The 24,641-nt window shown below is 70.9% G+C and carries 21 protein-coding genes and 1 pseudogene; 13 read left to right on the top strand and 9 right to left on the bottom strand.

The window, feature by feature from the left end; all coding sequences use genetic code 11:
• Positions 1-253 precede the first annotated feature (253 nt).
• The 3 genes from ACFWSK_RS16205 to ACFWSK_RS16195 all read right to left on the bottom strand — a co-directional run bounded on the left by ACFWSK_RS16205 (position 254) and on the right by ACFWSK_RS16195 (position 5,450).
• The gene (locus ACFWSK_RS16205) at positions 254-1,453 is read right to left on the bottom strand and encodes a PP2C family protein-serine/threonine phosphatase (protein ID WP_383785827.1); all 1,200 of its coding nucleotides are present in this window, start codon (positions 1,451-1,453) and stop codon (positions 254-256) included.
• A gap of 356 nt (positions 1,454-1,809) precedes the next feature.
• On the bottom strand, positions 1,810-3,372 hold the full coding sequence (locus ACFWSK_RS16200) for a DUF4139 domain-containing protein (protein WP_383785824.1): 1,563 nt from the start codon (positions 3,370-3,372) through the stop codon (positions 1,810-1,812).
• A gap of 8 nt (positions 3,373-3,380) precedes the next feature.
• Positions 3,381-5,450, bottom strand: coding sequence for a DUF4139 domain-containing protein (locus ACFWSK_RS16195; protein ID WP_383785822.1), 2,070 nt, complete (start codon positions 5,448-5,450; stop codon positions 3,381-3,383).
• 619 nt (positions 5,451-6,069) lie between these two features.
• On the opposite strand from ACFWSK_RS16195, the gene ACFWSK_RS16190 reads away from it, so the two are divergent.
• The 6 genes from ACFWSK_RS16190 (at position 6,070) to ACFWSK_RS16165 (ending at position 12,339) form a co-directional block, all read left to right on the top strand.
• The gene (locus tag ACFWSK_RS16190) at positions 6,070-7,599 is read left to right on the top strand and encodes a sugar ABC transporter ATP-binding protein (protein WP_383785819.1); all 1,530 of its coding nucleotides are present in this window, start codon (positions 6,070-6,072) and stop codon (positions 7,597-7,599) included.
• Positions 7,596-8,651, top strand: coding sequence for an ABC transporter permease (locus ACFWSK_RS16185; RefSeq protein WP_383785816.1), 1,056 nt, complete (start codon positions 7,596-7,598; stop codon positions 8,649-8,651). Before ACFWSK_RS16190 ends, ACFWSK_RS16185 begins: the two co-directional genes overlap by 4 nt.
• On the top strand, positions 8,644-9,693 hold the full coding sequence (locus tag ACFWSK_RS16180; protein ID WP_383785813.1) for an ABC transporter permease: 1,050 nt from the start codon (positions 8,644-8,646) through the stop codon (positions 9,691-9,693). Before ACFWSK_RS16185 ends, ACFWSK_RS16180 begins: the two co-directional genes overlap by 8 nt.
• A gap of 117 nt (positions 9,694-9,810) precedes the next feature.
• Positions 9,811-10,896 (top strand): rhamnose ABC transporter substrate-binding protein, encoded by a 1,086-nt coding sequence (gene rhaS, locus ACFWSK_RS16175; RefSeq protein WP_383785810.1) that lies wholly within the window; start codon positions 9,811-9,813, stop codon positions 10,894-10,896.
• A gap of 83 nt (positions 10,897-10,979) precedes the next feature.
• Positions 10,980-11,300, top strand: coding sequence for an L-rhamnose mutarotase (locus tag ACFWSK_RS16170; protein ID WP_383785807.1), 321 nt, complete (start codon positions 10,980-10,982; stop codon positions 11,298-11,300).
• 376 nt (positions 11,301-11,676) lie between these two features.
• A complete protein-coding gene (locus ACFWSK_RS16165) occupies positions 11,677-12,339 on the top strand; it encodes an SGNH/GDSL hydrolase family protein (protein ID WP_383785804.1) in 663 nt (220 codons plus the stop codon).
• A gap of 114 nt (positions 12,340-12,453) precedes the next feature.
• Here ACFWSK_RS16165 and ACFWSK_RS16160 read toward each other — a convergent pair whose 3' ends face one another.
• The 3 genes from ACFWSK_RS16160 to ACFWSK_RS16150 all read right to left on the bottom strand — a co-directional run bounded on the left by ACFWSK_RS16160 (position 12,454) and on the right by ACFWSK_RS16150 (position 14,985).
• Positions 12,454-13,470, bottom strand: coding sequence for a zinc-binding dehydrogenase (locus ACFWSK_RS16160; RefSeq protein ID WP_383785801.1), 1,017 nt, complete (start codon positions 13,468-13,470; stop codon positions 12,454-12,456).
• A 46-nt stretch (positions 13,471-13,516) separates the two neighbouring features.
• A complete protein-coding gene (locus tag ACFWSK_RS16155) occupies positions 13,517-13,882 on the bottom strand; it encodes a MerR family transcriptional regulator (protein ID WP_383785799.1) in 366 nt (121 codons plus the stop codon).
• A 101-nt stretch (positions 13,883-13,983) separates the two neighbouring features.
• Positions 13,984-14,985, bottom strand: coding sequence for an ArsR/SmtB family transcription factor (locus tag ACFWSK_RS16150; RefSeq protein WP_383785797.1), 1,002 nt, complete (start codon positions 14,983-14,985; stop codon positions 13,984-13,986).
• A gap of 60 nt (positions 14,986-15,045) precedes the next feature.
• Between ACFWSK_RS16150 and ACFWSK_RS16145 the strand changes: the two genes are divergently transcribed.
• From ACFWSK_RS16145 to ACFWSK_RS16130, 4 genes are all read left to right on the top strand, one after another.
• Positions 15,046-16,302: an MFS transporter gene (locus tag ACFWSK_RS16145; protein ID WP_383785794.1), complete on the top strand. Its 1,257-nt coding sequence runs from the start codon at positions 15,046-15,048 to the stop codon at positions 16,300-16,302.
• Between the two features lie 85 nt (positions 16,303-16,387).
• Positions 16,388-17,089, top strand: a complete 702-nt coding sequence (locus tag ACFWSK_RS16140) for a HemK2/MTQ2 family protein methyltransferase (protein ID WP_383785791.1) — start codon at positions 16,388-16,390, stop codon at positions 17,087-17,089.
• Positions 17,073-17,297 carry a CDGSH iron-sulfur domain-containing protein gene (locus tag ACFWSK_RS16135; RefSeq protein WP_383785788.1) on the top strand — a complete coding sequence of 75 codons (225 nt, stop codon included), beginning with the start codon at positions 17,073-17,075 and terminating at the stop codon, positions 17,295-17,297. The genes ACFWSK_RS16140 and ACFWSK_RS16135 overlap by 17 nt, the downstream gene beginning before the upstream one ends.
• On the top strand, positions 17,294-18,328 hold the full coding sequence (locus tag ACFWSK_RS16130; protein WP_383785786.1) for an iron-containing redox enzyme family protein: 1,035 nt from the start codon (positions 17,294-17,296) through the stop codon (positions 18,326-18,328). The genes ACFWSK_RS16135 and ACFWSK_RS16130 overlap by 4 nt, the downstream gene beginning before the upstream one ends.
• 21 nt (positions 18,329-18,349) lie before the next feature.
• Here ACFWSK_RS16130 and ACFWSK_RS16125 read toward each other — a convergent pair whose 3' ends face one another.
• Together ACFWSK_RS16125 and ACFWSK_RS16120 are read right to left on the bottom strand one after the other, a co-directional pair.
• A complete protein-coding gene (locus tag ACFWSK_RS16125; RefSeq protein WP_383785783.1) occupies positions 18,350-19,213 on the bottom strand; it encodes an SDR family oxidoreductase in 864 nt (287 codons plus the stop codon).
• Positions 19,214-19,474: 261 nt separating this feature from the next.
• Positions 19,475-20,010, bottom strand: a pseudogene (locus ACFWSK_RS16120) (isochorismatase family cysteine hydrolase).
• Between the two features lie 145 nt (positions 20,011-20,155).
• Between ACFWSK_RS16120 and ACFWSK_RS16115 the strand changes: the two are divergent.
• Positions 20,156-21,340 (top strand): alcohol dehydrogenase catalytic domain-containing protein, encoded by a 1,185-nt coding sequence (locus ACFWSK_RS16115; protein ID WP_383785780.1) that lies wholly within the window; start codon positions 20,156-20,158, stop codon positions 21,338-21,340.
• Between the two features lie 70 nt (positions 21,341-21,410).
• On the opposite strand, the gene ACFWSK_RS16110 is transcribed toward ACFWSK_RS16115, so the two are convergent.
• Complete coding sequence (locus ACFWSK_RS16110) at positions 21,411-22,973, bottom strand: FAD-dependent oxidoreductase (RefSeq protein WP_383785778.1); 1,563 nt, start codon at positions 22,971-22,973, stop codon at positions 21,411-21,413.
• A 210-nt stretch (positions 22,974-23,183) separates the two neighbouring features.
• On the opposite strand from ACFWSK_RS16110, the gene ACFWSK_RS16105 reads away from it, so the two are divergent.
• Together ACFWSK_RS16105 and ACFWSK_RS16100 are read left to right on the top strand one after the other, a co-directional pair.
• The gene (locus ACFWSK_RS16105; RefSeq protein WP_383785775.1) at positions 23,184-24,227 is read left to right on the top strand and encodes an NAD-dependent epimerase/dehydratase family protein; all 1,044 of its coding nucleotides are present in this window, start codon (positions 23,184-23,186) and stop codon (positions 24,225-24,227) included.
• Between the two features lie 66 nt (positions 24,228-24,293).
• Entirely contained in the window at positions 24,294-24,560 is a 267-nt protein-coding gene (locus tag ACFWSK_RS16100) for a DUF4235 domain-containing protein (protein WP_383785772.1), read from the top strand.
• Positions 24,561-24,641 lie beyond the last annotated feature (81 nt).

The raw sequence follows: 24,641 nt of genomic DNA, 5'->3' as shown, positions 1-24,641 counted from the left end.
GCCGTCTGCCTGCTGGTCCACCGTTCGTGGACGGGGGCGGGGGAGGTCCCTCGATGACGGCATGCAGCGCATCCTTCAGCCTGCGAGCCCGACGACGTTCCGCGAATGGTGTGGAGAGGTCCTGCAGCCGGTGGTCCGGCAGGAGCGCCAAGGCAGCTCTCCGGGCAGTAGCCGCACCGGTCTGCATGACCTGGCCGGAACGTCTCGGGCCAGGTCATGCTCAAGATGCTGGGCATGACGAAGTCGGAGGAGTTCACCGCGCTGCGCGCGCGCCTCGCGGAGCGAACTGTTCGGTACCGTGCCAGTCCAGGATGAGGACGGTGGCGTCGTCCTTGAGGTTGCCCCGGCAGGCATCCAGTACCGCTGTGGTCAGGGTGCGGACGGCCTCCCTGGGATGCGAGGCGCGGGTGTCGCCCACGAGAGAGGCCAGGTCGACAGCTGCGGCACCGCGGTCCTGCATGCCGTCAGTGAGCAGGACCAGGCGGTCACCGGGGTGCAACTGAAGCTCCTGGAGCTGGTAGGAGGTGGGCGCTGCGACGCCGAACGGCAGGTTCACGGCGAGCGGGACCTCCTCGGCCTCGGTAGCACCGCTCCGCAGGCGTAGCGGCCACGGATGTCCTGCGTTGACCAGTTCGCAGGTGCCCGTCTCGAGACGGATGCACAGCAGTTGTCCGGTGGCCAGCCCACGACTGTGGCTCAACAGGGCCTCATGAGCGCGACGGGCCTGATGGAGCGCGTCGCAGCCTGTGCGGCGGGCTCCGCGCAACGCACCCGTAACCAACGTGGCCAGCAGGGCGGAGTCGGTGTCGTGGCCCATGGCATCGGTGATGGAGAGGTGCAGCGTGTCCCGATCGAGGGTGTAGTCGTAGGTGTCGCCGCCGATGTCGTCGGCCGGGACAAGCCCTGCGGCGAGGGTGAACTGGGGAGCCTCGCAGCAGGAGGCCGAAGGGAGCAGCTGATGCTGGATCTCGGCGGCCAGGCTGGTCCGAGTGGTGCGTCGGCCGGCGTGGTACAGGTCGGTGAAGCGGCGGTCCGTGACGATGATGTACGCCAGCGCGTGGGCCGCGTTGCTGATCTGTCCGAGCACGGCGTCATCGGCGTACTGCAGTGTCACCTCCAGCAAACCGATGCAGTCGCCGCGATTGCTCACAGGCGAGATCACGCGCCGTCCGCCCTGACCATCCGGTTCCACGTGCTGGCGCTGGTTGCGGAGGACCGTGTCGTAGATGCTGCCCTGCAAGTCGATTGGTTCCGCGGCGTCCGCCATGTCGCCCTCGGCGGGCGATGTCAGGCGCAGCAGCCGCTGCTCCATGAGATCGACGAACAGAAACGACACACATTCCGCCCCGAAGCGCTTGCGCAGGTCGTGCGCGACTACGCCGACGGACTCCCCGGGCGGCGCGGACTCCGCTGCGGCCAGAAGCTCGCCAAGCTCTAGATCTCTGCCATCCATGGCAACCCTCCCTTCGTCTGTCGTCGCTTATTCCCCAGGTTTCGCCAGCCTCACCCGTACGTCCGTCACACCCGGCAGCACGGACTCTCCTTCGGTCGGCCCCTCGGCGTGGCGCGCCGGTAGCGCACCGACGTGGCCCCACTACCCCGGCACCGGCCCCGGCAACCTGTGGGGCCGGGGAACGACGGCGCAGGACACGCCATCCGTCCCCACCCGTCCCCGGACGTGGAAAGCCACCTTTGACCTGCGCATCTTCCCGGCATTCCGCTCTGTGACGTGATTGGGACACCGAGCAGGATGTGTTGCTGCCGCATGGGTACGAAGGCCCGCCGGGGGCGAGCGGCGGCCCACCGAACTCAGAGCCCGGTGACCTTGGCGCTCGCCGACAGTTCGTAGACCAGGGTGACCGTGCGGCGGCTGCCGGGCGGGAGGGTGACGTCCCAGCGGGCGATGCCCTCGGTGTCGACCACGTCGGGCGCCGGGGAGCATGAACCCTTGTGCAGGCGTGTCTCCACCGCCGAGACCTCGGAGACCGGGATCCGCTCCCGAAGGACGACCACCCGCTCGCCGTGCTCCCCGGGAGCGGAGAAGCGGGACAGGTGCAACCGGACCGTGCGCGTGACCACGGTCCGCTGGGTGATACCGGCGGTCTCGCGGGACTCCTCCGCATGCCGGACCACCCGGTAGTCGTCGCAGCTGCCGAAGGCCAGCTCGACGGGGGCGCCGGGGGCGGTGAAGCCGAGCGTGCCGCGCCCGCTGAATCCGCTGCCGCGGATCAGGTCGACGGGTCCGGCGAGCAGCGCGTGGCCGGACAGGTTGTCGAACCGCACCACCTGGGTGACCAGGGGGGACAACTCCGGTGAGCAGGCGTACTCACTGGTCGCGGCCGTGGTGAACGCGGAGAGCGGCACGCGGTGGGCGCGACCGTCACCGGGCACCGAGACCGGCGCGGGGGATCTCAGCACCCGCGCCTCGCCACCGTCGTCCACCCCCGGCAGGCCGAGCACCGGGGCCGGGCCGAGGTCCCCGATCTCCTCCTCGCGCAGTTCGACGTCGACCGTGCGGCGCTCCGCTGCGGAGCGGTCCCTGAGCGTCAGCCGGTCCTCGCCCAGCTGTGGCGGATCGGTGGCCAGCGCCGAGCGGGCCGTCGACAGGGTCAGCCGTACGTCCGACCAGTCCTCACCGGTGCGCTGCCAGACCACCGCGTCGGACTCCAGTGTCAGGGAGTCCCCGTCGAGCACGGCCCGGTAGGCGGGCCGCCACAGTGCACACGGGGTGAGGTGGCTCAGGCGCAGCCCGACCGGTCCACCGGCCGCGGCCTGCACGGTCAGCTCGATGTGGCCGACGAGCTCGGCCGGCTCCTCCTCGGAGAGATGCATGACCCGCTGGGAGTCCCCGAGTTCGACGGCGAGGGTGGCCAGCCGGGCCTCCACGGTGCGGAGTCGCTCGCCCTGCGCGTCGCGCTCGTCGTCGACCCGGTCCAGCTCGCGGGCCCAGCGGGGCCGTTCGGTCTCCCCGGAGCCGGCGCCTTCGCGGATGTCCCGCAGCAGATCGGCGGCGAGGCGGCCGAGAAGCTCCAGGCGGGCCTGCAGCCGGTCGCGGCGCTGCTCCAGGGCCAGTTGTTCCTCTTCGAGAGTACGTACGCGGTGGCGAAGGGCGGAGTCGTCGTCCGGGGACGTCAGCGGCCCGCGTGGTGTCCAGCTGCGGACGATCCGCACGTCGAGCACGGTCGCGGGGTGATCGGCGGTCAGCTCGGCGTGGAGGGTCCGGTCGACGGCCAGCGCACTGACCGGCCCGAGACGCAGCCGCTGGACCCCGGCCTCCAGGTCGAGCACGACGGTGCGCTCGATGTGGGCGCGATCCTCCAGGCATGTGACGGCGGTGACGGGGAGGGCGATCGGCTTCGGGGCCCCGGACATGGCGTGTGTCAGCTCCTGCGGTTGCCGCCGACCAGGGCTTTGCCGGCCGGGATGCGGATTTCGTAGCCACCGTCGAGCGCGGCAGTGGCCCCTGCGGGCAGGTCCGTGCGCCAGACGCGGGTGCCCGGCGCATGTCGATCGGGCCCCGTGCCTTCCTCTGGGGTCGCCCAGTCGGCCCGTTCCTCGATCCGGACGTCCGGATCGGAGGTGACCGGCACCCGTTCGCGGACCTCCACGGTGACGGGCCTCGCCAACTGGTTGGCCAGCTCCACGTGGACGCGGTGGTCGAGCACGGTGGTGGTGTTGCGCAGGCCGGCTGTCGACTCGTGCAGGTTCGTACGGCGTGTGACCCGGATGCCCTCGGCCGGCCCGAGCCCCACCCGGCGGACACCACCAGGTGCGAGCGTGGGCATCGCGGCGGTCAGCAGGAAGTCGTCGTCGACGGTGACCTCCACCGGGCCGGCCAGCAAGGCCTGGTCAGTGGCGTTGGAGAGCACCAACGTCGCGTACACCCTCTGCTCCACGGACGGCACGCACAGGTACTCGGTACGCAGGCCGACGGGGATCTCGCCGACGGTGACGGTGTGCCAGGCGCCGTCCGACGGAACATCGGCGCGGGCGGTGGCATCGAAGCGGTGGTCGAAGGAACCGGCAGACTCGCGGGGCCGCACGGCCTGTCCAGGCAGCGGCAGCACGGCCACCGCTTCGGCACGGCGGCGGTGCTCGGCTGCCACCGGGTCGAAGGGAGAGCCGGGAAACAGCCGGCCTCTGCGACCGCCCTGCTCGTCGGGGCCGCACAGGACGAGGGCGGTGTAGTCGAGCTCGGCGCCGCTCGGGTGCGGTGGACCTGCCACCGGTGCCGGAGGGGGTGGCGGACCGGCCACCGGTGCCGGAGGGGGCGGCGGCGCAGCCCGGCCAGGAGGCGCGGGGGCCATGGCGGCGGGAGCACCTGTGAAGGCCATGCTGCCGGCACGCGGTCTGTCGCCCGGTCGCGACGCGGCCGGATGTGCGCCGCCGGGCACCGGGATGGCGGCCGGCGGACCGCCGTAGCTCTGCGGCGCCGTGGACGGTGGCGGGACGGGAGCGGGCGCGTAGCCGCCCGCGGCGGCCACGGACACGGAGCCGGCCCGGACGCCCGCGGGTGCGGCGGTCGTGGCTGGGCCAGGGGCCGCCGTGTCGTACCCGGAGAACAGGTGGGCGAGCCCGGCCGGGGGCTCGCGCCAGCCGGAAGGCGCGGGGGCGGGCTGGCCGCGTCCGATCCGGATCGAGCGGAGCCTCGGCAGGTCGGTGCGGCGCCGAAGATCGGCGGTGGCCAGTGCGATGCGCACGCCGGTCCAGTCCTCGCCGGTCCGCTGGGCGACCGAGGCGCGCAGCACCAGGTGGCCGCTGCCGTCACCCTGACGGTAGGTGAGCCGGTACGACGGTGCCCAGACGGCGCCGGGCACTCCGTACTCCAGCTCCACCTGCGCGTCACCGGTGCAGTCCAGGGTCAGGACCGCGCAGACGGTGGTCTCCACGTGCGCCGACGGCGCGTCCGTGGAGGCGCGGGCAAACCTGTCGGCTGCGACGGTGAGCTCGTGCTCGGCGTCGCGCAGCGCCTCCTCCAGTTCGACGAGGCGGTGGTGCAGTCCCGTCAGCCGCTCGTCGACGAAGTCGGCGAGCTCCAGCCACGCGTCGACCGGAGTCCGGCGGTGCGGGTCCTCGCACTTGCGGGCAGGGGGGACCGGGTGGAGAGCCCTGACCTCCTCGATCCGGCTCAGCTGCCGGTCCAGGCGTCCCTGCGCCGCCGCGTACGCGTCGCTCAGCCGCTCGACCTCGCGCCGCAACCCGTCGGGCGTGCCCGCGCCGAGCGGCTCGGCCTCGACGTCCACCCGGGCCTCGGTGACGCGCATCCCGGGGGTGCCCAGGACGCGGGCCCGCAGCGAGCCAGGGTCCAGCGTGCGGGGCAGTCCCGTCACCCGCACCCGCCCGTCAGGCGGCACGCTGCCCCGGGCCAGACGTCGGCAGACCGCGCCCTGCGCGTACACCACGACCGAATCGAGGGTCGACCCCCACCGCTGTGCTGACGCATCCGTCATGTGCCCCGCCCCCCCCGCCGCGTTCATGCTGAGCGGAGCCTACGCCCGGGCGGTCCGCGCGTCCGCGTCGCCTTGGCCCCAAGGTGTCGTGTGGCGGGGCAGGTTGGGTCTGTTCCGGCCCATCTCGACGCGGGGCGCCTCCGCGCCGGTACGCACGGCCGGCCCGTGGCTTCCTGGACGTGCGGCGACACATCGGGCGCGACGCCGGTGAACTCCTGGACCTACGCCGCGTTGTCCGGCACCTCGTACGGGGCCGTGGCACACCGGCCTGGGCGAACGTTGCCCGGAAATGGGTCCCATTACCGGCGCCTATTTCATGAATCGTTTCAGATTTACTGCGGAAACTAGTCCTCCACGCGGTGACCGTCAAGGGTTCCCGACGAATGGCCGGCGTGTTATCGGATCGTGTCGTCGGAGACGCGAAACCCGCTGTTGAGAATCCGTGCCGGTGCAGTTCAAGGCCAAAGCATCAGGTCTCTGGCGAGTCCACCAGACGTTTCGGGTGCTCCGTGGGGAAGACCTCTTGACGTGCCTGGCCGACGGGGCTAGCTTCCCGGCAACTCCACTGAAACATTTCATCTTCGAGCCTTCTGCTCGGCACAAGCACGGGAGAACACCCATGACCCACTCCGAACCGGCGACCACTCCGGTGCTCGCGCTGGAGGGGGTGAGCAAGTCCTTTGGTGCTGTGCGTGCCCTGCGCGGTGTCTCCCTGCGCCTGTACGCCGGTGAGGCCCACGCCCTCGCCGGCGAGAACGGCGCCGGCAAGTCGACCCTGATCAAGACGCTCGCCGGCGTCCACCGCCCCGACACCGGAACGGTCCTGCTCGACGGCGAACCGGTGGACTTCAACGGACCGGCCGACGCACGTGACGCGGGTGTGGCCGTGATCTACCAGGAGCCGACGCTCTTTCCCGACCTGTCGGTGGCCGAGAACATCTTCGTCGGCCGGCAGCCGCGCCGCTCGCTGGGCCGGGTGGACCACCGTGCGGTCAAGCGGGCCACGGCCGGCCTCTTCGCCCGCCTCGGCGTCGACCTCGACCCCGACCAGCCGGCCCGCGGTCTCTCCATCGCCGACCAGCAGCTCGTCGAGATCGCCAAGGCGCTCTCCTTCGACGCCCGGGTCCTGATCATGGACGAGCCGACGGCCGCGCTCACGGGCAGCGAGGTGGCCCGGCTGTTCGGTGTCGTCAGGACACTCCGCGAGCAGGGCGCGGCCGTGCTCTTCATCTCGCACCGCCTGGAGGAGATCTTCGACCTCTGCCAGCGCGTCACCACCCTGCGCGACGGCGCCTGGATCGCCGGCGAGCCCATCGAGGGCCTGAGCGAGGACGACCTCGTGCGCCGCATGGTCGGCCGCGATCTCGACGAGCTGTACCCCAAGCAGCGGACGGAGGCCGGCGAAGTCGCCCTCCGTGTGCGCCGCCTGACCCGGGAGGGCGTCTTCACCGACGTCTCCTTCGAGGTCCGCCGCGGCGAGATCGTCGGTCTGGCGGGACTCGTCGGCGCGGGCCGCAGCGAGGTCGCCCGGGCGGTGTTCGGCGTCGACCGCTTCGACGGCGGCGAGGTCGAGGTGCTCGGCCGGAAGCTGCGCACCGGTGCGCCGAGCCTGGCGATGGCCGCGGGCCTCGCTCTCGTACCCGAGGACCGCCGGGCCCAGGGCCTGGTGATGGACATGTCCATCGAGCGGAACATCGGCCTCACCGGCTTCGCGGCCACCACCCGCGCCGGACTGATGAGCCGCGCCGCCGAACGGAGCCGGGCCGTGGACTGGGCGGTGAAGCTTCAGGTGAAGTACGCCCGCCTCGGCGACGTCGTCGGCACGCTCTCCGGCGGCAACCAGCAGAAGGTCGTCCTCGCCAAGTGGCTGGCCACCGCCCCGCAGGTGCTGATCGTGGACGAACCGACCCGTGGCATCGACGTCGGCACCAAGGCCGAGGTGCACCGACTGCTGTCCTCGCTCGCCGCCGAAGGCGTGGCGGTGCTGATGATCTCCTCCGACCTGCCGGAGATCCTCGGCATGGCCGACCGGGTCCTGGTGATGCACGAGGGGCGGCTGACCGCCGAGATCCCCCGGTCCGAGGCGACCGAGGAGACCGTGATGGCGGCGGCGACAGGCCGTGCCGACCGAGGAAGGGAAGCGGCATGACGACAACGGCCGGTCCGGTGCGGCACGAGCCCGCACCCCAGTCCGTCGCCTCGCGACGCCTCGTAGACAAGGTGTTCAAGGCCCGCGAACTGGCCGTGGTCCTCGTCCTCGTGCTGATGCTCGGTGCGACCCAGCTGTCCAACCCCGCGTTCCTTTCCGAACAGGGCATCAAGGACCTGATGCTCAACGCGACCATCCTGGTCCTCGTCGCGGTCGGCCAGGCCACGGTGGTCATCACCCGCAACGTCGACCTGTCGGTCGGATCAGTCCTCGGTATCTCGGCGTTCGCCGCCGGCCTCTACCTCCAGGACGGCGGCAACCCGCTCGTCGCGGTCCTGCTCGCCGTCGCGCTCGGCGCGCTCTTCGGCGGCCTCAACGGAGCGCTGGTGAGCCTCGGGAAGGTGCCCGCGCTCGTCGTGACCCTCGGCACGCTCTACATCGTCCGCGGCATCGACTCGATCTGGGTCGGCTCCCGTCAGATCACCGCCGACGCCCTGCCGAAGAGCTTCGTCGACCTCGGACACGACGGAATCCTGGCCGTGCCCTACCTGGCACTCCTCGCCGTCGCCGTCCTGGTCGTGGTCGCCTACTACCTGCGCAGCTACCGCGGCGGACGGGACATGTACGCGCTCGGTTCCAGCCCGGAGGCCGCCCGGCTCGCCGGCGTCCCGGTCCGCGCCCGCATCATGACCGCGTACGTGCTCTGCGGCGCGCTGGCCGGTCTCGCCGGCGCCCTCTACCTGGCCCGCTTCGGCAACGTCGACTCCGCCACCGGCAACGGCTTCGAACTGACCGTGGTCAGCGCCGTCGTCGTCGGCGGTGTCGCCTTCACCGGCGGCTCCGGCACCGTCTACGGCGCCGCCCTCGGCGCGCTGCTGCTGACCTCGATCAACAGCGTGCTGCCCGCCATCGGCGTGAGCTCGGTCTGGGTCACCGCGATCAACGGCTTCCTGCTGCTGCTCGCCATCGCCGTCGACCGGATCCTGGCCCTGCGCGTGGCCGCGGGCCTGCGCAAGAAGGCCGCACAGATGAGGAGTGCCCGCCATGCCTGACGCCATCAAGGCTCCCACCCCCACCGTCGTCTCCGGCCTGGCGCGCCTCGGCGGCGCGGTGCGCTGGGACAGTGCGGTCGGCGCCCTACTGCTTACGCTGCTGATCTGCTCGTTCTCCTTCGTCGACAACTTCGGCAACGCGCTGAACCTGTCGTTCCTGATCGGCAACACCCTGCCGATCGCCCTGATCGCGCTCCCCATGACCATGCTCGTGATCTCCGGAGAGGTCGACCTCTCCGTCGGCTCCACGGCGGGGCTGTCCGGGGCCGTCATGGGCGCGCTGTGGAACGCCGGGATGAGCATCGAGGCGATCATCCCGCTGTGTCTTCTGCTCGGCGTCGTCTGCGGCCTGGTCAACGGGCTCCTCGTCACCCGCCTCGGACTGCCCTCCCTCGCCGTCACCATCGGCACCATGGCCGCCTACCGCGGCATCGCGCAGATCGTGCTCGGCTCGGACTCCGTCACCGACTTCCCCACCCAGTACCTCGACTTCGGCGCCGGCCGGATCGGCGACACCTTCATCCCGTACGCCGCCGTCCCGTTCACCGTCCTGCTCGCCGTGGCCGTCGTGGTGCTGCACGCCACGCCGATCGGCCGCTCCCTGTTCGCCACCGGCGCGAGCGAGGAGGCCGCCCGGTTCGCGGGGATCCGGGTCAAGCGGCTCAAGCTGTCCATGTTCGTGACGACCGGTGCGATCTCCGCGCTCACCGGGGTCTTCTGGGCCCTGCACTACGCCAGCGCCCGCTACGACAACGCCACGGGACTCGAACTCTCCGTCATCGCGGCCGTACTTCTCGGCGGTATCGACTTCGACGGCGGCAAGGGCACCCTGGGCGGCGCCATCGCCGGCGTGTTCCTGCTCGGCGCCCTGCAGAACGTCATGAGCCTGGTCAACGTCTCCGCCCAGTCGCAGATCGTGGTCACCGGCGTCCTGCTGGTGATCTCCGTCCTCGCCCCCCGCGTCGGCCGCGAGATCGCCCGGTCCCGGGCCCGCCGGAGAACCGCCGCGAAGCCCACCGCACGAGCGGCTTCCGTGCCCTAGGGCGCCCCGCATGCACCCCCTCGTAAACCCCGTAAACCCCCTAAGTCCCGTAAGCCTTGTCTCCGCTCGGGCGGTTGCCCGGCTCTCCCTGCCGCCACGGCAGCGAAAGGAAACACCATGTACGGCACCATCGCCAGGCACCGGCGCCTCACCGTCGCTCTTGCTGTCACCGCCGCACTGGCCCTCGGCGGCACGGGCTGTTCCGGGACGACCAAGGACTCCGCGAACAAGGAGGCCGGCAAGGCCGTCGCCGGATCCGCCGACCCCAACGCCGCCACCAGGAAGGGCCTGACGGTCGCCTTCCTGCCCAAGCAGGTCAACAACCCCTACTTCACGACCTCGGACAACGGGGGGAAGAAGGCCCTGGGTCAGCTCGGCTCCACGTACAAGGAAGTCGGTACCAGCAGCGGCACCGACACCTCCGGCCAGGTCTCCTACGTCAACACCCTTACCCAGCAGCAGGTCGACGCCATCGCCGTCTCCGCCCAGGACCCGGGTGCTCTGTGCACGGCCCTGAAGCAGGCGATGAAGAACGGGATCAGCGTCGTCACCTACGACTCCGACACCCAGGCCGACTGCCGGCAGGTCTTCGTCTCGCAGGCGAGCGCCGAGGACCTCGGCCGCACGCAGCTCCAGCTGCTCGCCGAGCAGATCGGTGGCAAGGGCGAGATCGCGATCCTTTCGGCGGCCCAGACGGCCACCAACCAGAACACCTGGATCGACTTCATGAAGGACGAGCTCAAGAAGCCCGAATACAAGGACATCAAGCTCGTCAAGACCGCCTACGGCGACGACGACGCCCAGAAGTCCTTCCAGCAGACCCAGGGTCTGCTCCAGGAGTACCCCGGTCTGAAGGGGATCATCTCGCCCACCACCGTGGGCATCAAGGCGGCCGCTCAGTACCTGTCCGGCTCCCAGTACAAGGGCAAGGTCAAGCTCACCGGCCTCGGCACCCCCAACGACATGCGTGCCTACGTCAAGGACGGCACCGTCGAGGGTTTCGAGCTCTGGGACCCGGCCGAGCTGGGCGCGCTCGCCGCGCACACGGCCGTCGCGCTGGAGTCCGGACAGATCACCGGCGCCGAGGGCCAGACCTTCGAGGCGGGTGACCTGGGGACCTTCACCATCGGCAAGGACGGCGTGGTCTCGCTCGGCAAGCCGACCGTCTTCGACAAGAGCAACATCGACAAGTTCGACTTCTGACTCGACTTCTGATTCGACTTCTGAGCCGTACGGGGCAGCGGGCCGCCTCGCGAGGCGGCCCCCTGCCGTGCAGGAGGTGACCCATGCAGCGCGTTTGTTTTCTTCTGAAGGTCCGGGCCGAGAAGGCCGAGGAGTACCGCGAGCGCCACCAGCCCGTCTGGGCCGACATGCTGGCCGCGCTCTCCGAAGCGGGCTGGCACAACTACTCGCTGTTCCTGCGCGAGGACGGCCTGCTCGTCGGCTATCTGGAGACCCCCGACTTCGAGCGGGCGCGGGCAGCCATGGAGGCCACCGAGGTGAACGCCCGCTGGCAGAAGGAGATGGCGCACTTCTTCGAAGAGCTGGACGGGCAGGCACCGGATGCCGCCATGCGCCCGCTCACCGAGGTCTTCCACCTCGCCTGACGGTGTGAGCCGGCGCCCCGGGACCGGGAGATTGCGCCGCCTGGCACGGTCCGTCGTATTCGCGGTATCGGCGGCAGTCACCCTGCGGCTACTGGACGAGGTGGATGCGGACAACCTCCGCACCTACTGGCAGCCGCCGCTCGACGCTCCTGAGACCTGTGGGCGAGCGTCTTCGAGGCGCTGGAGGAACGGTACCTGCGACCCGACGTCCTGGTGGAGTTCGTGTCCGGCGACGACCCCGCCGTACTGGCGCGGGAGGCGGAAACACTGCGGCGTGCGGTGGCTCTCCGGCCGGTGCGGCCGGAACGGCCGTCCGGACCCGCGCGTTGACCCTGAGAACGGTTGCCTCCCACCACCCGACGTCAGAACGGCAGACATGCGCATCACGGCAGACGCCAGACTCCTGTTCATCGGTGACTCCATCACCGACGCGGGCCGCGACTACGCGGACCCCGCCTCGCTCGGCAGCGGATACGTGCGCGAGATCGCGCGGACGTTCGGGGCCGGAGGGAGCACCGGCCCGGGGCCCACTGTCATCAACAAGGGCGTCAACGGACATCGTGTGTACGACCTCGAATCCCGCTGGACCACCGATGTCATCGACGAGCGGCCCACCGTGGTCACGGTCAAGATCGGAATCAATGACACCTGGCGGCGTTACGACCGCGGAGTCGTGAGCCCGGTCGACGAGTTCGAGGCATCCCTCGACCGCGTCCTCACCCACACCGCACGAAAGCTCGCCGCCCGGCTGGTGGTCATCACGCCCTTCCTGCTCCCGGTCACCCCGGACCAGGAAGCCTGGTACGAGGACCTGTCACCCCGCACCGACGCCGTCCTGCGCACGGCGCGCGCCCATGGTGCCCAGGTGGTCCGCGCGGACCTGCTCCTGCCCCGCGCCGCCGAGGAGAGCGGGGCAGCGGCCCTGGCCCCGGACGGTGTACACCCGAGCCCGCGCGGCCACGAACTGCTCGCCGACGCCTGGCTCACCACGGTCGACTCGGCTGCCCCCGCTCCTGAACACCGATCAGCGAGGGGCTGAGCGGGGCCGTCCATGAGCTGCGGCGGGACGGTGCGGACGCTCCCAGACAACGCTGTACGAGGCGCCATCGTCCCTCGGGGACACGCGGAGCGTCGCGGTGGGTCGCAGGCGTTCCTAGCGCCAGGGATCGAGGGCGTGCTTGCCACGGGTCCGGCCCGCTTCGAGTTGCCGCAGCACTGTCGGTCCCTCGGCCAGGGGGTGAACCTGGGGGGTGCCGGGCGGGTAGACGCCGTGGGCGATGAGTGCCTCGATCTCGACGAGCAACGACTGGTAGAGGGAGGGGGCTGCGGCCGCCAGCGCGCCGATGTGCAGGCCCTTGACCTGGACCTGGTGGGTGAAGACCAGGTCGTGCGTGGTCAGGGTGGCGTCGCCGGACGCGGCACCGAAGACCACGACGCGTCCGGTGAAGGGCTTGGTGACCGCCAGGCTGACCTCGAACGTGGCCTGTCCCACCGATTCGAGGACCAGGTCGATACCCCCGGTCAGGCGGGTGATCTCCCTGGCCAGATCGGGGCGTCGGCTGTCCAGGACCTCGTCGGCGCCGAGCGCTTCGACGGTGTCGTGCTTGGCGGGTGACGCCGTCGCGATGACGCGCGCACCGTAGTGCCGGGCGAGACGGACAGCGGCCTGCCCCACGCCTCCGGCCGCGGCGTGAATGAGCACCACGTCACCCCTCTTGATCTCGCCCAACGGCTTCAGTGCCGCCAGGGCGGTGGCCCAGTTCAGCACCAGGCCGAGAGCTGCGGCATCGCTCCATCCGGAAGGCACGGGAAGTACCCCCACGGCCGGCATCGTCATGTACTGCGCGAAGGCACCCGGGCCGGTTCCGACGACATGCGTGCCGAGTTGAAGCGGGCTCTCGACGTCCGGGCCGGCACCCACGATCTCGCCCGCGGCCTCGAAGCCCGCCACATAGGGAGCCGGCGGCCCGCCTGCGTACGTTCCGTGCGTCTGCATGACGTCCGCGAAGTTGACCCCGCCGGCGCCCACGCGGATCAGGTACTCGCCTGGCCCCGGGGTGGGGCGGCGCAGATCAGTCGTGAGGGTCAGGTCCTTCGGTCCCCGATGTGACCGCTGGACCAGTGCTCGTACCGTCTGCTCAGCCCCGCGTTGCCGCTCGTTGATCTCCATGCACGAAACGTAGGAGTCTCACACTTACGTCAAGGTCAAGCGACGGTCACCGGTCAGTGCGACGGGCCTCTCGCAGGTACGCATCGAGTGCCGCCCGCTGATCGCTGAGAACGGCGATGCGTGCGGCGAGCCGATCGCGATGGCTCTGCACCTCGCCCAGGAACTCCGCGCACACCACATCCGCGCCGCCATCAGGCTCGTCAGTGAGGCCGGGCAGAAAATCCCTGATCAATCGCACGGGCAGCCCGGACTCCAGCAATGAGCGGATGACGAGCACCCGGTCGATAGTGGACTGGCAGTAGTCGCGGAAGCCATTGCTGCAACGACCGGGGACGATCAAGCCCTCATCCTCGTAGTGCCGCAACGATCGCGCACTCACGCCGCTGACTCCGGAAGCCTCACTGATCTTCATACCTGTAGGCAACATCCAGGCGCACCGCGATCTTCCAGCACTCAGCGCCACGACGGAGTGAAGACCTGCTCAGGTTTCGGCAGCCTCATGGCCTCATACAGCTAGGCGTCCTGCGCCCGCACCAGTACGTCGCCGACGGCCGTGCGGTAGTAGAGCACCGACCGTCCGGCACGGCGGCGGCCGACCAGCCCGGCGTCCAGGAGCACCTTCAGATGGCGGCCCACCGAACCGAGGCCCTGGCCCGTCAGAGCCACCAGGTGTGTCGTGCTCATCGGGCTGTCCAGGAGTGCCAGCACGCCGGCCCGCCCCGTTCCGAGCAGCCTGGCCAGCGCCTCCGGAGCGGCGGCGGCTCGTCCGGGTTCCGTCAGTGTGCCGGAGCACGGGTACACCACGGCGTTCCCGCGCACCGCCCCGTGGGCGTCCGGCCGGTCGATGGAGATCCAGCCCCTGCGCGGGGTGACCGGCGCGAGCAGCAGCTGTGAACCCATCAGTTTGCGGGGAGGGAAGGCCCGCGTGTTGATCTGCAGCCGGTTGTCGCCCAGCCACCGCATCTCCGGATGCATGTCGTCCAGCGCGGCGGCCCAGCCCGACCGGCTCAACTGGCCCGTACGCGCGACCACATCGGCCTCGATGACGCGCCGCCGCCGGGACCAGTCGGGTGCCACGGTCTCCCGCCACACCCACTCCAGCAGGTCGGCGATGCGCTCCGGCAGACCGGGGCGCAGCAACGGGGCCGGCAGGGGTCCGCGGTGGGCGAGCTCCAGGTCGCCCAGGGCGGTGTCGTCCGGTGTCTCGCGTATGCGTGCCAGCTCGTCGTAGAAGTCGGCGGCGCCCTGCGCCGGTCCCTCGCGGCGCGGCACCGGCGTCAGGAAGTCGGCGATCCACCGGTGCCTGCCCAGCGCGACACGCACCAGCAGCGCGGTGACGGGATCGGAGGTCCGTTCCCGGTAGGCGGGCCCGTGACGGTCCAGCCAGCGGCGCTCGGCCGGATGCGTGGCCGAGTCCTTCGCCAGGACCATCAGACCCGCTGTCGTCTCGCAGAGGGGCGACACCACGAATCGGCTGTTCGCGAGCGTATCCGCGTTGACTTCCCACCAGCCCAATGGTTTCGCCTCCCCGCGAAACATTACCTCCGCGTCCCACCGGCTGCCGACACTCCGCTCATGCGCACGTACCAAGAGCTTTTCGAGACGCCTGAGTTCACCCCGCTGCTCGCGACGACCGCCGCACACGTGGCGGCCCAGACGGTGAGCAGAACGGCGCTGGGGACGCTCGTCCACGACGCGACCGGGTCGCCCCTGCTCGCCGCCCTCAGCATGTTCGGCCCGTTGCTGGCCCAGATGATCGGCGCGAGTCTCCTGTTGTCGGCGACGGACCGCCTGCCGCCCCGCGCCGCGACCATCGGACTGGCGCTCTTCTTCGCCGTCGCCACCACCGCCCTGGCCCTGCCCGGCCTGTCCATGGGGGCGATCTTCGCGATCCTGTCGGTGCAGGGCATGCTCGGCTCGGTCGGCGGCGGAGTGCGGTACGGCCTGCTCACCGACATCCTCCCCACAGAGGGCTATCTGCTCGGCCGCTCGGTGCTCAACATGTGCGCGGGAACCCTGCAGATCTGCGGCTACGCCGCCGGTGCCGTACTCGTCAACGTCCTGACGCCGAGGGGTGCCCTGCTCGCCGGCGCCGCCCTCTTCCTCGTCGCCGCGGCCGTGGCCCGCATCGGTCTCGCGAGACGGGTGCCGCGCGCCCAGGGCCGTCCGTCGGCGAGCGAGACCTGGCGGACCAACGCCCGCCTGTGGGCGCTGAAGCCGCGGCGCCGCGTCTACCTCGCCCTGTGGGTGCCCAACGGACTCGTCGTCGGCTGCGAGTCCCTCTTCGTCTCCTACGCGCCACGCCACGCGGGGCTCCTGTTCGCCGCAGCCGCGGTGGGCATGCTGGCGGGGGACACCCTGACGGGCCGCTTCCTGCCCCGGCACTGGCGGGACAGATTCGGGGCGCCGCCCCTGCTCCTACTGCTCGCCGTCCCGTATCTGATCTTCGCCCTGCACCCGGCGCTGCCCGTGGCGCTCGCCGCCGTCGCCGTGGGCTCGGTCGGGTTCTCCGCCAGCCTGCTGCTCCAGGAACGTCTGATGTCCATGGTCCCGGGCGAACTGAGGGGGCACGCGTTCGGACTGCACTCCTCGGGGATGTTCACCATGCAGGGCCTCGCAGCGGTGCTCGCGGGCGGCATCGCGCAGTTCACCTCGCCCGCGACCGCCATGACCGTGATGGCCGCCGCCTCCGCCGCGGTCACCCTGGCGCTCGTCCCCGGTCTCCGGCGGACGGGACCGGCGGCCAGGGGCGCGCGGACGGAGATTGACGGACATGATCGGGGGCACGCTGATCCGGCAGGCGTGGTCGGGGTTCCTGTGCCCAAGAAATGAGGCAGGGAAGTGAGCGGCGCAGAAGTGGCAGGCCTGTGCCGTTTGTCCGAGCCTGGAAGGGCAGTCGTCCAGTGCGGGAGGTGCGGTGAGCGTTCCAGACGCCGATGTGGGGATCATCCAGGATCCTCCCTGGCCGGGCAGGCTGGTGCGGCTGCCGGGTGTGTACAGCCCACAGGCCGACAGCCTGCTGCTGGCGGCGGCGATGCGCCGTGAGGGCATCGGGCCCGGCATGGAGGTCCTGGACCTCTGCACGGGCAGCGGGCTGCTGGCGCTCCATGCCGCGCGGCTGGGCGCCCGGGTCACCGCTGTCGACATCAGCCGCCGGGCCGTGGCATCGGCCCGGCTGAACGCCGCCCTCACCCGGTTGCCCGTATCCGTGCACCGCGGGGACCTGCTGTCCGGAGTGCGCGGCCGTTCGTTCGACGCGGTGGTCAGCAACCCGCCGTACGTGCCCGCGCCGAGCCTGTCCCCGCCCCGGCGGGGCGCCCGTCGCGCCTGGGACGCCGGGCTCGACGGGCGGATCGTCGTGGACCGCATCTGTGACGAGGCTCCTGCCGCGCTGCGCCGCGGCGGGCTGATGCTGATCGTGCACTCGGCCCTCAGCGGTCCCGGGGAGACCGTGCGACGGCTCACGCGCGCCGGGATGGAGGCGTCCGTCAGCGACCGGATGGTCATCCCGTTCGGACCCGTGACCCGCGGGCGGCTCGCCTGGCTGCGGGCCCGCGGTCTGCTGCCGACCCATATGGACAAGGAAGAGCTGGTGGTGATCCGTGCCCGGAAGCACTGAACCGCCGCGTCGTGTGGTGGTGGAACAAAACGGCCCGATCCTCGTGGAGGGCCCGGTCGAGGTGACGACGGACGATGGGCGGGTAGTCGTGTCCGAGCGCTTCGTCGTGGCGATCTGCACCTGTCGCCGCAGCCGGATACACCCCTGGTGCGACACCAGCCACCGTCGCCGGAAAACCGCCGAAGAAGGTGAGGACACCACATCGTGACGCCCGTCCCTGAAGCACACGCCCACCGTCCCGAGCCGGAACCCATCCTTCCGGAGGCGCGAGGAGCCCTCTCCGAGCGTGTCCTCGCCACCCTGGCGGGGCGGCGAGGGGCGCTGCCCTCCGACGAGGAGACCGGGCGCGCCGACCCGTACGGCGAAGATCTGCACCTCCTGCTGTACGTCCTCTACGAGCTCCACTACCGCGGCTTCGCGGAGGTGGACGAGAGTCTGGAGTGGGACCCCGCGCTGCTGGGTGTACGAGCCGCCGCCGAGGGCGCCTTTCTGCGCGCGCTGCGCGAAGGCACCTCGGGCGGAAAGGACGTGGAGGAGGCGGTGGGCGCGCTGCTCCTGGAACCCGTGGGGGACGACGGGCACAGCGTCAGCCACCACCTCCAGCGCGAGGGAACGCTCGAACAGCTCCGTGAGTACGCGGCGCTGCGCTCGCTCTACCACCTCAAGGAGGCGGACCCCCATCTGTGGGTGGTGCCGAGGCTCCGGGGCCGGGCCAAAGCGGCCATGGTCGCCGTCGAGTTCGACGAGTTCGGAGCCGGCAGGGCCGAGAACATCCACTCCCGGCTTTTCGCCGACCTGATGGCGGATCTCGGCCTGGACACGGCGTACGGCGGCTACCTCGAAGCCGCCCCCGCCCAGGCCCTGGCGACCGTGAACCTGATGTCCCTCTTCGGGCTGCACCGGCGTCTGCGCGGCGCTCTGGTCGGCCATTTCGCCGCCGTGGAGATCACCTCGTCACCGGGTTCGAGGCGGCTGGCGAAGGCCCTGCGCCGCGCCGGGGCCGGTGCCGCCGCGCAGCGGTTCTACGACGAGCACGTGGAAGCGGACGCGGTCCACGAACAGGTCGTCCGCCGGGACGTGATCGGTGGACTGCTGGAGGACGAGCCGCAGCTCGCGCCGGACATCGTTCTGGGCATCGAGGCCACGGAACTGCTGGAGGACCGGCTGGCCGAGCACCTTCTGGCGAGTTGGCGCGGCGGCCGTACCGCCCTGCGCACGCCCGTCCCGCCCTCCCGCTGACCTCTCGTACCCACTGCCCTCTCAGAGTTCCCCGGCCGCCGCGCGCCCGCCGGCTCCCAGCAGGCCCGTGTGGGAGAACTGTGAGCGTGTCAGCTCCTGCCGCGAGTACCGGACGACCACCCCGGGCAGGGCGGCCCGCACCACCTGCACGCCCCGCAGCCAGCGGGGCACGTAGACGGTGACCGCGCGGCGCTCGACGGCGCGCACCAGGGCATCCGCCACGTACCGGGCAGGGTAGACCTTCCGGGCGGGCCGCGGCATGTGGGCGCGCAGTTCACGCAGTACGGCGTGCTGATCGGCGTCCCGGATCATGTCCGTGTCCGTCCAGTTGAGGTATCCCGTGCCGACGCCGACGCCCCGGGTGTCGAGTTCGGCGCGCAGCGACTGGGCGAAGGACTCCACGCCTGCCTTGGAGGCGCAGTAGGCGCTCATCATCGGCGCCGCGCCGATCGACGCCAAGGACGCTATCTGGAGGTAGTAGCCCCGGGTGTCGAGGAGTTGAGGCAGGAACGAGCGCGCCGTGACGGCACTGCCCACGAGGTTGACCTCGATCACGCGGCGCCAGGTGACCGGGTCGGATTCGAGGAAGGGGCCGCCCTCGGCCACCCCCGCGTTGGCCACCACGACGGACGCGTCGCCCAGCGTGTGGCGTACCTCTTCGGCCGCTTCGGCCATCGCCGCGTCGTCCGTGACGTCGACGTGCCGGTAGAGCGCGGGGGTCGGCAGCGCGGAGGCGACGGCGGCGAGTGCTTCCTCCTCCAGCCCGAGCAGGGCCACCCGGGCACCCCGGTCGGCCAGTTCTCCGGCGACGGCCGCTCCCACCCCGCGTGCGGCGCCGGTCACCACGGCGGTGCGTCCTCTCAGCACGTGCTGTCCAGCGGTCATCGGAACTCCTCGCTGTCGAGCGGCCGGGTCGCCGGGGTGCCGGATCCGGTCCGCCGGTCCGCCTGGCCGGCTGCCGGTTCTGCCGTCCATCCGGTCTCCGGCGCCCGCACCCACCCATGGTTTCAGCGCTCGAAGCCCTGCGCATTCCGGGCGGCCCTGCCGGCTGTCCGCGAGTGCGCGCATGGTGGGAAGTCTCCTTTGGTCAGGTGAGTGATGCCGGTCCGTCGGCTCGACGACAGTCTTTCCCCCCCGATGGGCACCCTAGAATTCGACCGTCTCCGCGGTCCGGATGGCGGCGCCCATGTTGCGCTCCATCATGCGCAGAGCGGCCTCGGCCAGATCCTTGTGGATATGGGCCACCGCATCCTCCGGCACGCTCACCCGCACATGGCGGATGTGCGCGTCGAGAGCGGAATACAGCACGCGCTGCTCGGTGACCTGGCCGCAGAGAACGACATGATCCACGCTCAACTGCGCGAGCAGATAGCGGAGCGGCGTTTCGTAGAAGATGGAATGTCTGGCTTTCACGACGAACAGGGAATTGCCGTCCGGCAGTACCGGCTCGACCAGATCCGCGTACGCCCCGGCCAGTGTCGTTTCGATGATCTCCCCGTGGTGGGACCGCCATTCACCGAAATTGTCATTGACGTAGATGACGGGAACGTTTTCCTCTCGGGCGCGTTCCAGGACACGGACCAGGTGTGGCAGCGCGGTACGGACGGAACGGATCAGGCGTTCCGCGTCCGGGTGGTCGTACGTATTCATCATGTCGAAACGATGAGAGCACTTTTTCCCATGGCTCCATGCTCCCACCGCGTCGCCCCGCATTCCGGCCGGGACCGGGTCCCGCCCTGTCACGTTTCGCAGGGGCCCTCAGGGGAACCCGGCACGCGTCCGCAGCGGAGGAGAAATGACGACTCAGCGTGGAAAGCGAGCTGGACCATGCGCGCATTGACCTATCAGGGAAAGCGGGACGTCCGGGTCGAGACCGTCCCCGACCCCCGGATTCAGGACCCGACCGACATCATCGTCAAAATCACGTCCACCGGAATCTGCGGCTCGGATCTGCACCTCTACGAGGTGCTCGGCCCCTATCTCGACCCCGGTGACATCCTCGGTCACGAGCCGATGGGCGTGGTGGAGGAGGTGGGCCCGGAGGTGACCGCCCTCGTCCCGGGAGACAGGGTCGTCATCCCGTTCAACATCTCGTGCGGCCACTGCTTCATGTGCGCCCAGGGGCTGCAGTCCCAGTGCGAGACCACCCAGGTGCGCAAGCACGGCATGGGTGCCTCCCTCTTCGGCTACACCAAGCTGTACGGCCAGGTGCCCGGCGGACAGGCGGAGTTCCTGCGGGTCCCCTTCGGCAACAGCCTGCCGGTCAAGGTGCCGCACGGCCCGCCGGACGACCGCTTCGTCTACCTCTCGGACGTACTGCCCACCGCGTGGCAGGCCGTGGCGTACGCCGACGTCCCGCCCGGAGGTTCGCTCACCGTGCTCGGGCTCGGTCCGATCGGCGCGATGGCCGCGCGGATCGCCCTGCACCGGGGCGCGGAACCGGTCGTGGGCGTGGACCTCGTGCCCGACCGGCTGAACCGGGCGAGCGAGTACGGGGTCAAGTGCCTCGACCTGCGCAGGCACGGCAAGCACCTGGGCGACGCCATCCGGGATCTCACCGACGGGCGGGGCACCGACGCGGTGATCGACGCGGTCGGCATGGAGGCGCACGGCGCGCCCGTCGCCAAGGCGGCGCACGCGGCCGTGGGAATGCTGCCCGACGCCCTCGCGACGCGCCTGATGGAGACGGTCGGCGTGGACCGGCTCGCCGCGCTGCACATGGCGATCGACGTGGTGCGCAGGGGCGGCACGGTCTCCGTATCCGGTGTGTACGGCGGTGCCGCCGACCCGATGCCTCTGCTGACCATGTTCGACAAGCAGATCCAGTTCCGCATGGGGCAGGCCAACGTCTGGCGCTGGGTGGACGACATCCTGCCGATGCTCATCGACGGCGACCCGCTGGGCGTGGACACCTTCGCGACACATCACCTGCCGCTCGAACAGGGCCCGCAGGCGTACGAGACGTTCCAGAAGAAGGCCGACGGCATGATCAAGACGCTGCTCGTGCCCTGACGCCGTCGCCGCGCCCGCGGGCGCACCCCTCGCCCGGCGCACACCTCGTCGCCTCAGTCGTCTCGTCGCCTCAGTCGTCGAACACGTCGAACACGTCCACGTCCAGCGGTTCCAGGGGCCGGACGGCCGGACCCTGGAGAACCGCACCGTCGACACCGAAGCGTGAGCCGTGGCAGGGGCACTCCCAGGAGGTCTCGGCCTCGTTGAAGGCCACCAGGCACCCGAGATGCGAACAGCGGGCGGACACGGCATGGGCCGTGCCGTCCTGGTCGCGGTAGACGGCGCGGCGGCGGCCGTTGACGCGCACCACCGCACCCGTTCCCGGAGGGATGGCGTCCACCGAGTCGACGTGGGTGACCTTCAGGCGGTCACCGGCGAAGTGCTTGGCGACCTCCGCCTGCATGCCGAGCAGTGCGGGGGCCTCGCGCAGAGTGCTCCCCAGCCGTCGCGGGTCGTAGAGGTCCGCCCACGGCAACGTGTCCCCCGTCCCGGTGATGAGCGCGCTCAGGAGGCGGCCGGACAGGACGCCGCCGGTCATGCCCCAGCCACCGAAGCCGGTGGCCACGTACGTGTGATGGGCGCCGATGCGGAACGGGCCGACGAGCGGCACCGTATCGCTGGGATCGTTGTCCTGCGCCGCCCATCGGTAGGCGGTGGGTCCCACCGGGAAGCGTGCGTGCATCCAGGCGTCCAGCCGGAGGAACGCCTCGCGCGGATCACCGGTGCCCGGTGTGAAGCTCTCCCCGGTGACGATCAGGAGCCGCTGCCCGTCGCCGAGCGGTGTGGAGCGTACCGAACGCTTCCCTTCGTCCTCCGTGATGTACATGCCCTTGGGCGCCCGGTCCGCGTCGATGGGCGCGGCCACCACCAGCTCCCGGCGCGGGGAGAGCCGGGCGAAGAGCATCGCCCGGTCGAAGACCGGGTAATGCGTGGCGACGACCACGTCCTGCGCGGTCACCGACGACCCCGACTCGGTGGTCACCCGGCACGGCGCACCCTCGGTCAGACCGGTCACCCGGCTCCGTTCGAAGACGAGACCGCCCCGCTCCACCAGGTCCTCGGCCAGCGCGAGCAGGTATTTGCGTGGGTGGAACTGGATCTGCCCGTCCAGCCGGACCGCCCCGGTGACGTCGAACGGAAGCTCGGTCCCGGTGACGTACGACGCCGCGAGACCGGCCTCGACGGCGGCCTCGGCCTCCGCCTCGATCGCGGGACGGGACGAGGGCTCGACCGCGTACGAGTAGGCGCTCACCCGTTCGAGGTCGCAGTCGATGCCCAGCTCCCGGACGATGTCCGCCACCCGCTCCACCGCGTCCTGCTGCGACAGCGCGTACAGCCGCGCGGCTTCGGCGCCCCGGGTGCGCCGCAGCCGGTCGTACACGAGGGAGTGCAGGGCGGACACCTTCGCGGTGGTGTAACCGGTGACGCCCGCGGCGATGCGGTCGGCCTCCACCACGGCGACCCGCCGGCCCGCCCGGGTCAGCTCCCACGCCGTGCTCAGGCCCGCGATCCCGCCGCCCACCACGACCACGTCCACCTCGATGTCCTCGGTGAGTGGTGCATGCACGGGACTACCGGTGGTCTCCATCCAGAACGATTCGTCCTGTCCGGGCAGTCGGCTCGGATGCGTCATGGTGTGCTCTCCCAGATCGGTGACGGGTCGGCCGGCGAACCCTGCGAGTGCCCGGCACGGTCGACGGCACACTCCGTGGTTTCCACCTGATTTCAGGTTATTTCCCCCGGCAGCTGGTTACCCGACGAGAAACGCCCGGGCCGGCGGGGGAGCCGCAGCCACCGGGGCTGCGGGGACGTCGGCCCGGCAACGGCAGTGAGTGAGCGCTTCATGGCCATCGACCCGTCCCCCGGCAAGCGCATCGTGGTCACGGGGGCCACCGGCAACGTGGGGACCAGTGTGGTCACCGCGCTGTCCCAGGACCCGGAGGTCGGCTCCGTCCTCGGCCTGGCGCGCAGACGGCCGAAGCTGTGGACCGAGGGTGTGGAATGGGAGACCGTCGACCTCTCGCAGCCCGAGTGCGCCGGTCCGCTGGAGGACCTGCTGCGGGGCGCGGACGCGGTCGTCCACCTCGCCTGGCGGTTCCAGCCGACGCACGATCCCGTGGTCACCTGGCAGAGCAATGTGCTCGGCTCCATGCGCGTCTTCGATGCGGCGGCCGAGGCGGGTGTCCCCGCGCTTGTCCACGCCTCGTCCGTGGGCGCCTACTCGCCGGGCCCGAAGGAGGAACCCGGAGTCGACGAGCGCTGGCCCACCCACGGCTGGCCGGACGCGGCCTACTGCCGGGAGAAGGCGTACCTGGAGCGCGTACTCGACATCTTCGAACTGCGCCACCCGCAGATCAGAGTGGTCAGGATGCGGCCCGGCTTCCTGTTCAAGGAGACCTCTGCGAGCGAACAGCGCCGTATCTTCGCCGGCCGGTACGTCCCCGGCGGCCTGCTCAGGCCCGACCTGCTGCCCTTCGTGCCCGATCTGGAGGGCCTGCGCTTCCAGGTGCTGCACACCGACGACGCCGCAGAGGCGTACCGGCTCGCCGTCCTCCTGGACGTGCGGGGTGCCTTCAACCTGGCGGCCGATTCGGTGACCGACGCCCAGCAGCTGGCCGAGCTGCTCGATGCCCGTGTCGTCCGAGTCCCGCGGGCGGTGGTGCGTACCGCGCTGGCGGCCGCGTGGCAGGCACATGCCGTACCGGCGTCCCCGCACTTGTTCGACGCCGTGCTGCGCCTGCCGGTACTCGACTGCACCAGGGCGCACGAGGTGCTGGGGTGGCGGCCCGCCCACACGGCGGCCGAGGCGTTGAGCGCCTTCCTGCGAGGCGTACGTCAGGGGGCCGGCGAGGACACCGCTCCGCTGGCCGGCAAGCGGGTGGGGTGAGAACCGACCGGGTGAGAACCGACCGGGTGAGAACCGACCGGGTGGTGAGAGCGAAGGGGAGTAGCGATGGACAAGGCGAAAGTGGCGTACAAGCCGGTCGGCCTGATTCTCGGGTCCATGAGCGGGCTGGTCGCCGGCACCCTGTTCAAGACCCTGTGGAAGCACGTGAAGCGCGAGGAGGACGCGCCCGACGCGACCGACGAGCACCGGCGGTGGCGCGAGATCCTGCTCGCGGCAGCGATCCAGGGTGCGATCTTCGCGGCGGTCAAGGCGGCAGCCGACCGGGGCGGCGCGACGTTCGTCCGCCGGCTGACGGGGGCCTGGCCGGGCTGAGGACCGGGCACGGCACACGGAGGCCCGTGGCGGCGGTGCTGCCGCCCCGGGCCTACGGATTCCTTGCGGGCCAACAGACGG

It is taken from the genome of Streptomyces sp. NPDC058620, from assembly GCF_042717135.1.
Classification (GTDB): Bacteria; Actinomycetota; Actinomycetes; order Streptomycetales; family Streptomycetaceae; genus Streptomyces.
Note: the sequence above shows the minus strand (reverse complement) of the source record. Positions and strands in the feature narration are given on the sequence as shown.

Coding starts and splice junctions, on each gene's coding strand:
- ACFWSK_RS16170 (WP_383785807.1), top strand. CDS start 10,980: ATGCAGCGCGTTTGTTTTCTTCTGAAGGTCCGGGCCGAGAAGGCCGAG.
- ACFWSK_RS16180 (WP_383785813.1), top strand. CDS start 8,644: ATGCCTGACGCCATCAAGGCTCCCACCCCCACCGTCGTCTCCGGCCTG.
- ACFWSK_RS16100 (WP_383785772.1), top strand. CDS start 24,294: ATGGACAAGGCGAAAGTGGCGTACAAGCCGGTCGGCCTGATTCTCGGG.
- ACFWSK_RS16190 (WP_383785819.1), top strand. CDS start 6,070: ATGACCCACTCCGAACCGGCGACCACTCCGGTGCTCGCGCTGGAGGGG.
- ACFWSK_RS16160 (WP_383785801.1), bottom strand. CDS start 13,470: ATGGAGATCAACGAGCGGCAACGCGGGGCTGAGCAGACGGTACGAGCA.
- ACFWSK_RS16105 (WP_383785775.1), top strand. CDS start 23,184: ATGGCCATCGACCCGTCCCCCGGCAAGCGCATCGTGGTCACGGGGGCC.
- ACFWSK_RS16185 (WP_383785816.1), top strand. CDS start 7,596: ATGACGACAACGGCCGGTCCGGTGCGGCACGAGCCCGCACCCCAGTCC.
- ACFWSK_RS16145 (WP_383785794.1), top strand. CDS start 15,046: ATGCGCACGTACCAAGAGCTTTTCGAGACGCCTGAGTTCACCCCGCTG.
- ACFWSK_RS16110 (WP_383785778.1), bottom strand. CDS start 22,973: ATGACGCATCCGAGCCGACTGCCCGGACAGGACGAATCGTTCTGGATG.
- ACFWSK_RS16165 (WP_383785804.1), top strand. CDS start 11,677: ATGCGCATCACGGCAGACGCCAGACTCCTGTTCATCGGTGACTCCATC.
- ACFWSK_RS16125 (WP_383785783.1), bottom strand. CDS start 19,213: ATGACCGCTGGACAGCACGTGCTGAGAGGACGCACCGCCGTGGTGACC.
- ACFWSK_RS16155 (WP_383785799.1), bottom strand. CDS start 13,882: ATGAAGATCAGTGAGGCTTCCGGAGTCAGCGGCGTGAGTGCGCGATCG.
- ACFWSK_RS16195 (WP_383785822.1), bottom strand. CDS start 5,450: ATGACGGATGCGTCAGCACAGCGGTGGGGGTCGACCCTCGATTCGGTC.
- ACFWSK_RS16115 (WP_383785780.1), top strand. CDS start 20,156: ATGCGCGCATTGACCTATCAGGGAAAGCGGGACGTCCGGGTCGAGACC.
- rhaS (WP_383785810.1), top strand. CDS start 9,811: ATGTACGGCACCATCGCCAGGCACCGGCGCCTCACCGTCGCTCTTGCT.
- ACFWSK_RS16200 (WP_383785824.1), bottom strand. CDS start 3,372: ATGTCCGGGGCCCCGAAGCCGATCGCCCTCCCCGTCACCGCCGTCACA.
- ACFWSK_RS16205 (WP_383785827.1), bottom strand. CDS start 1,453: ATGGATGGCAGAGATCTAGAGCTTGGCGAGCTTCTGGCCGCAGCGGAG.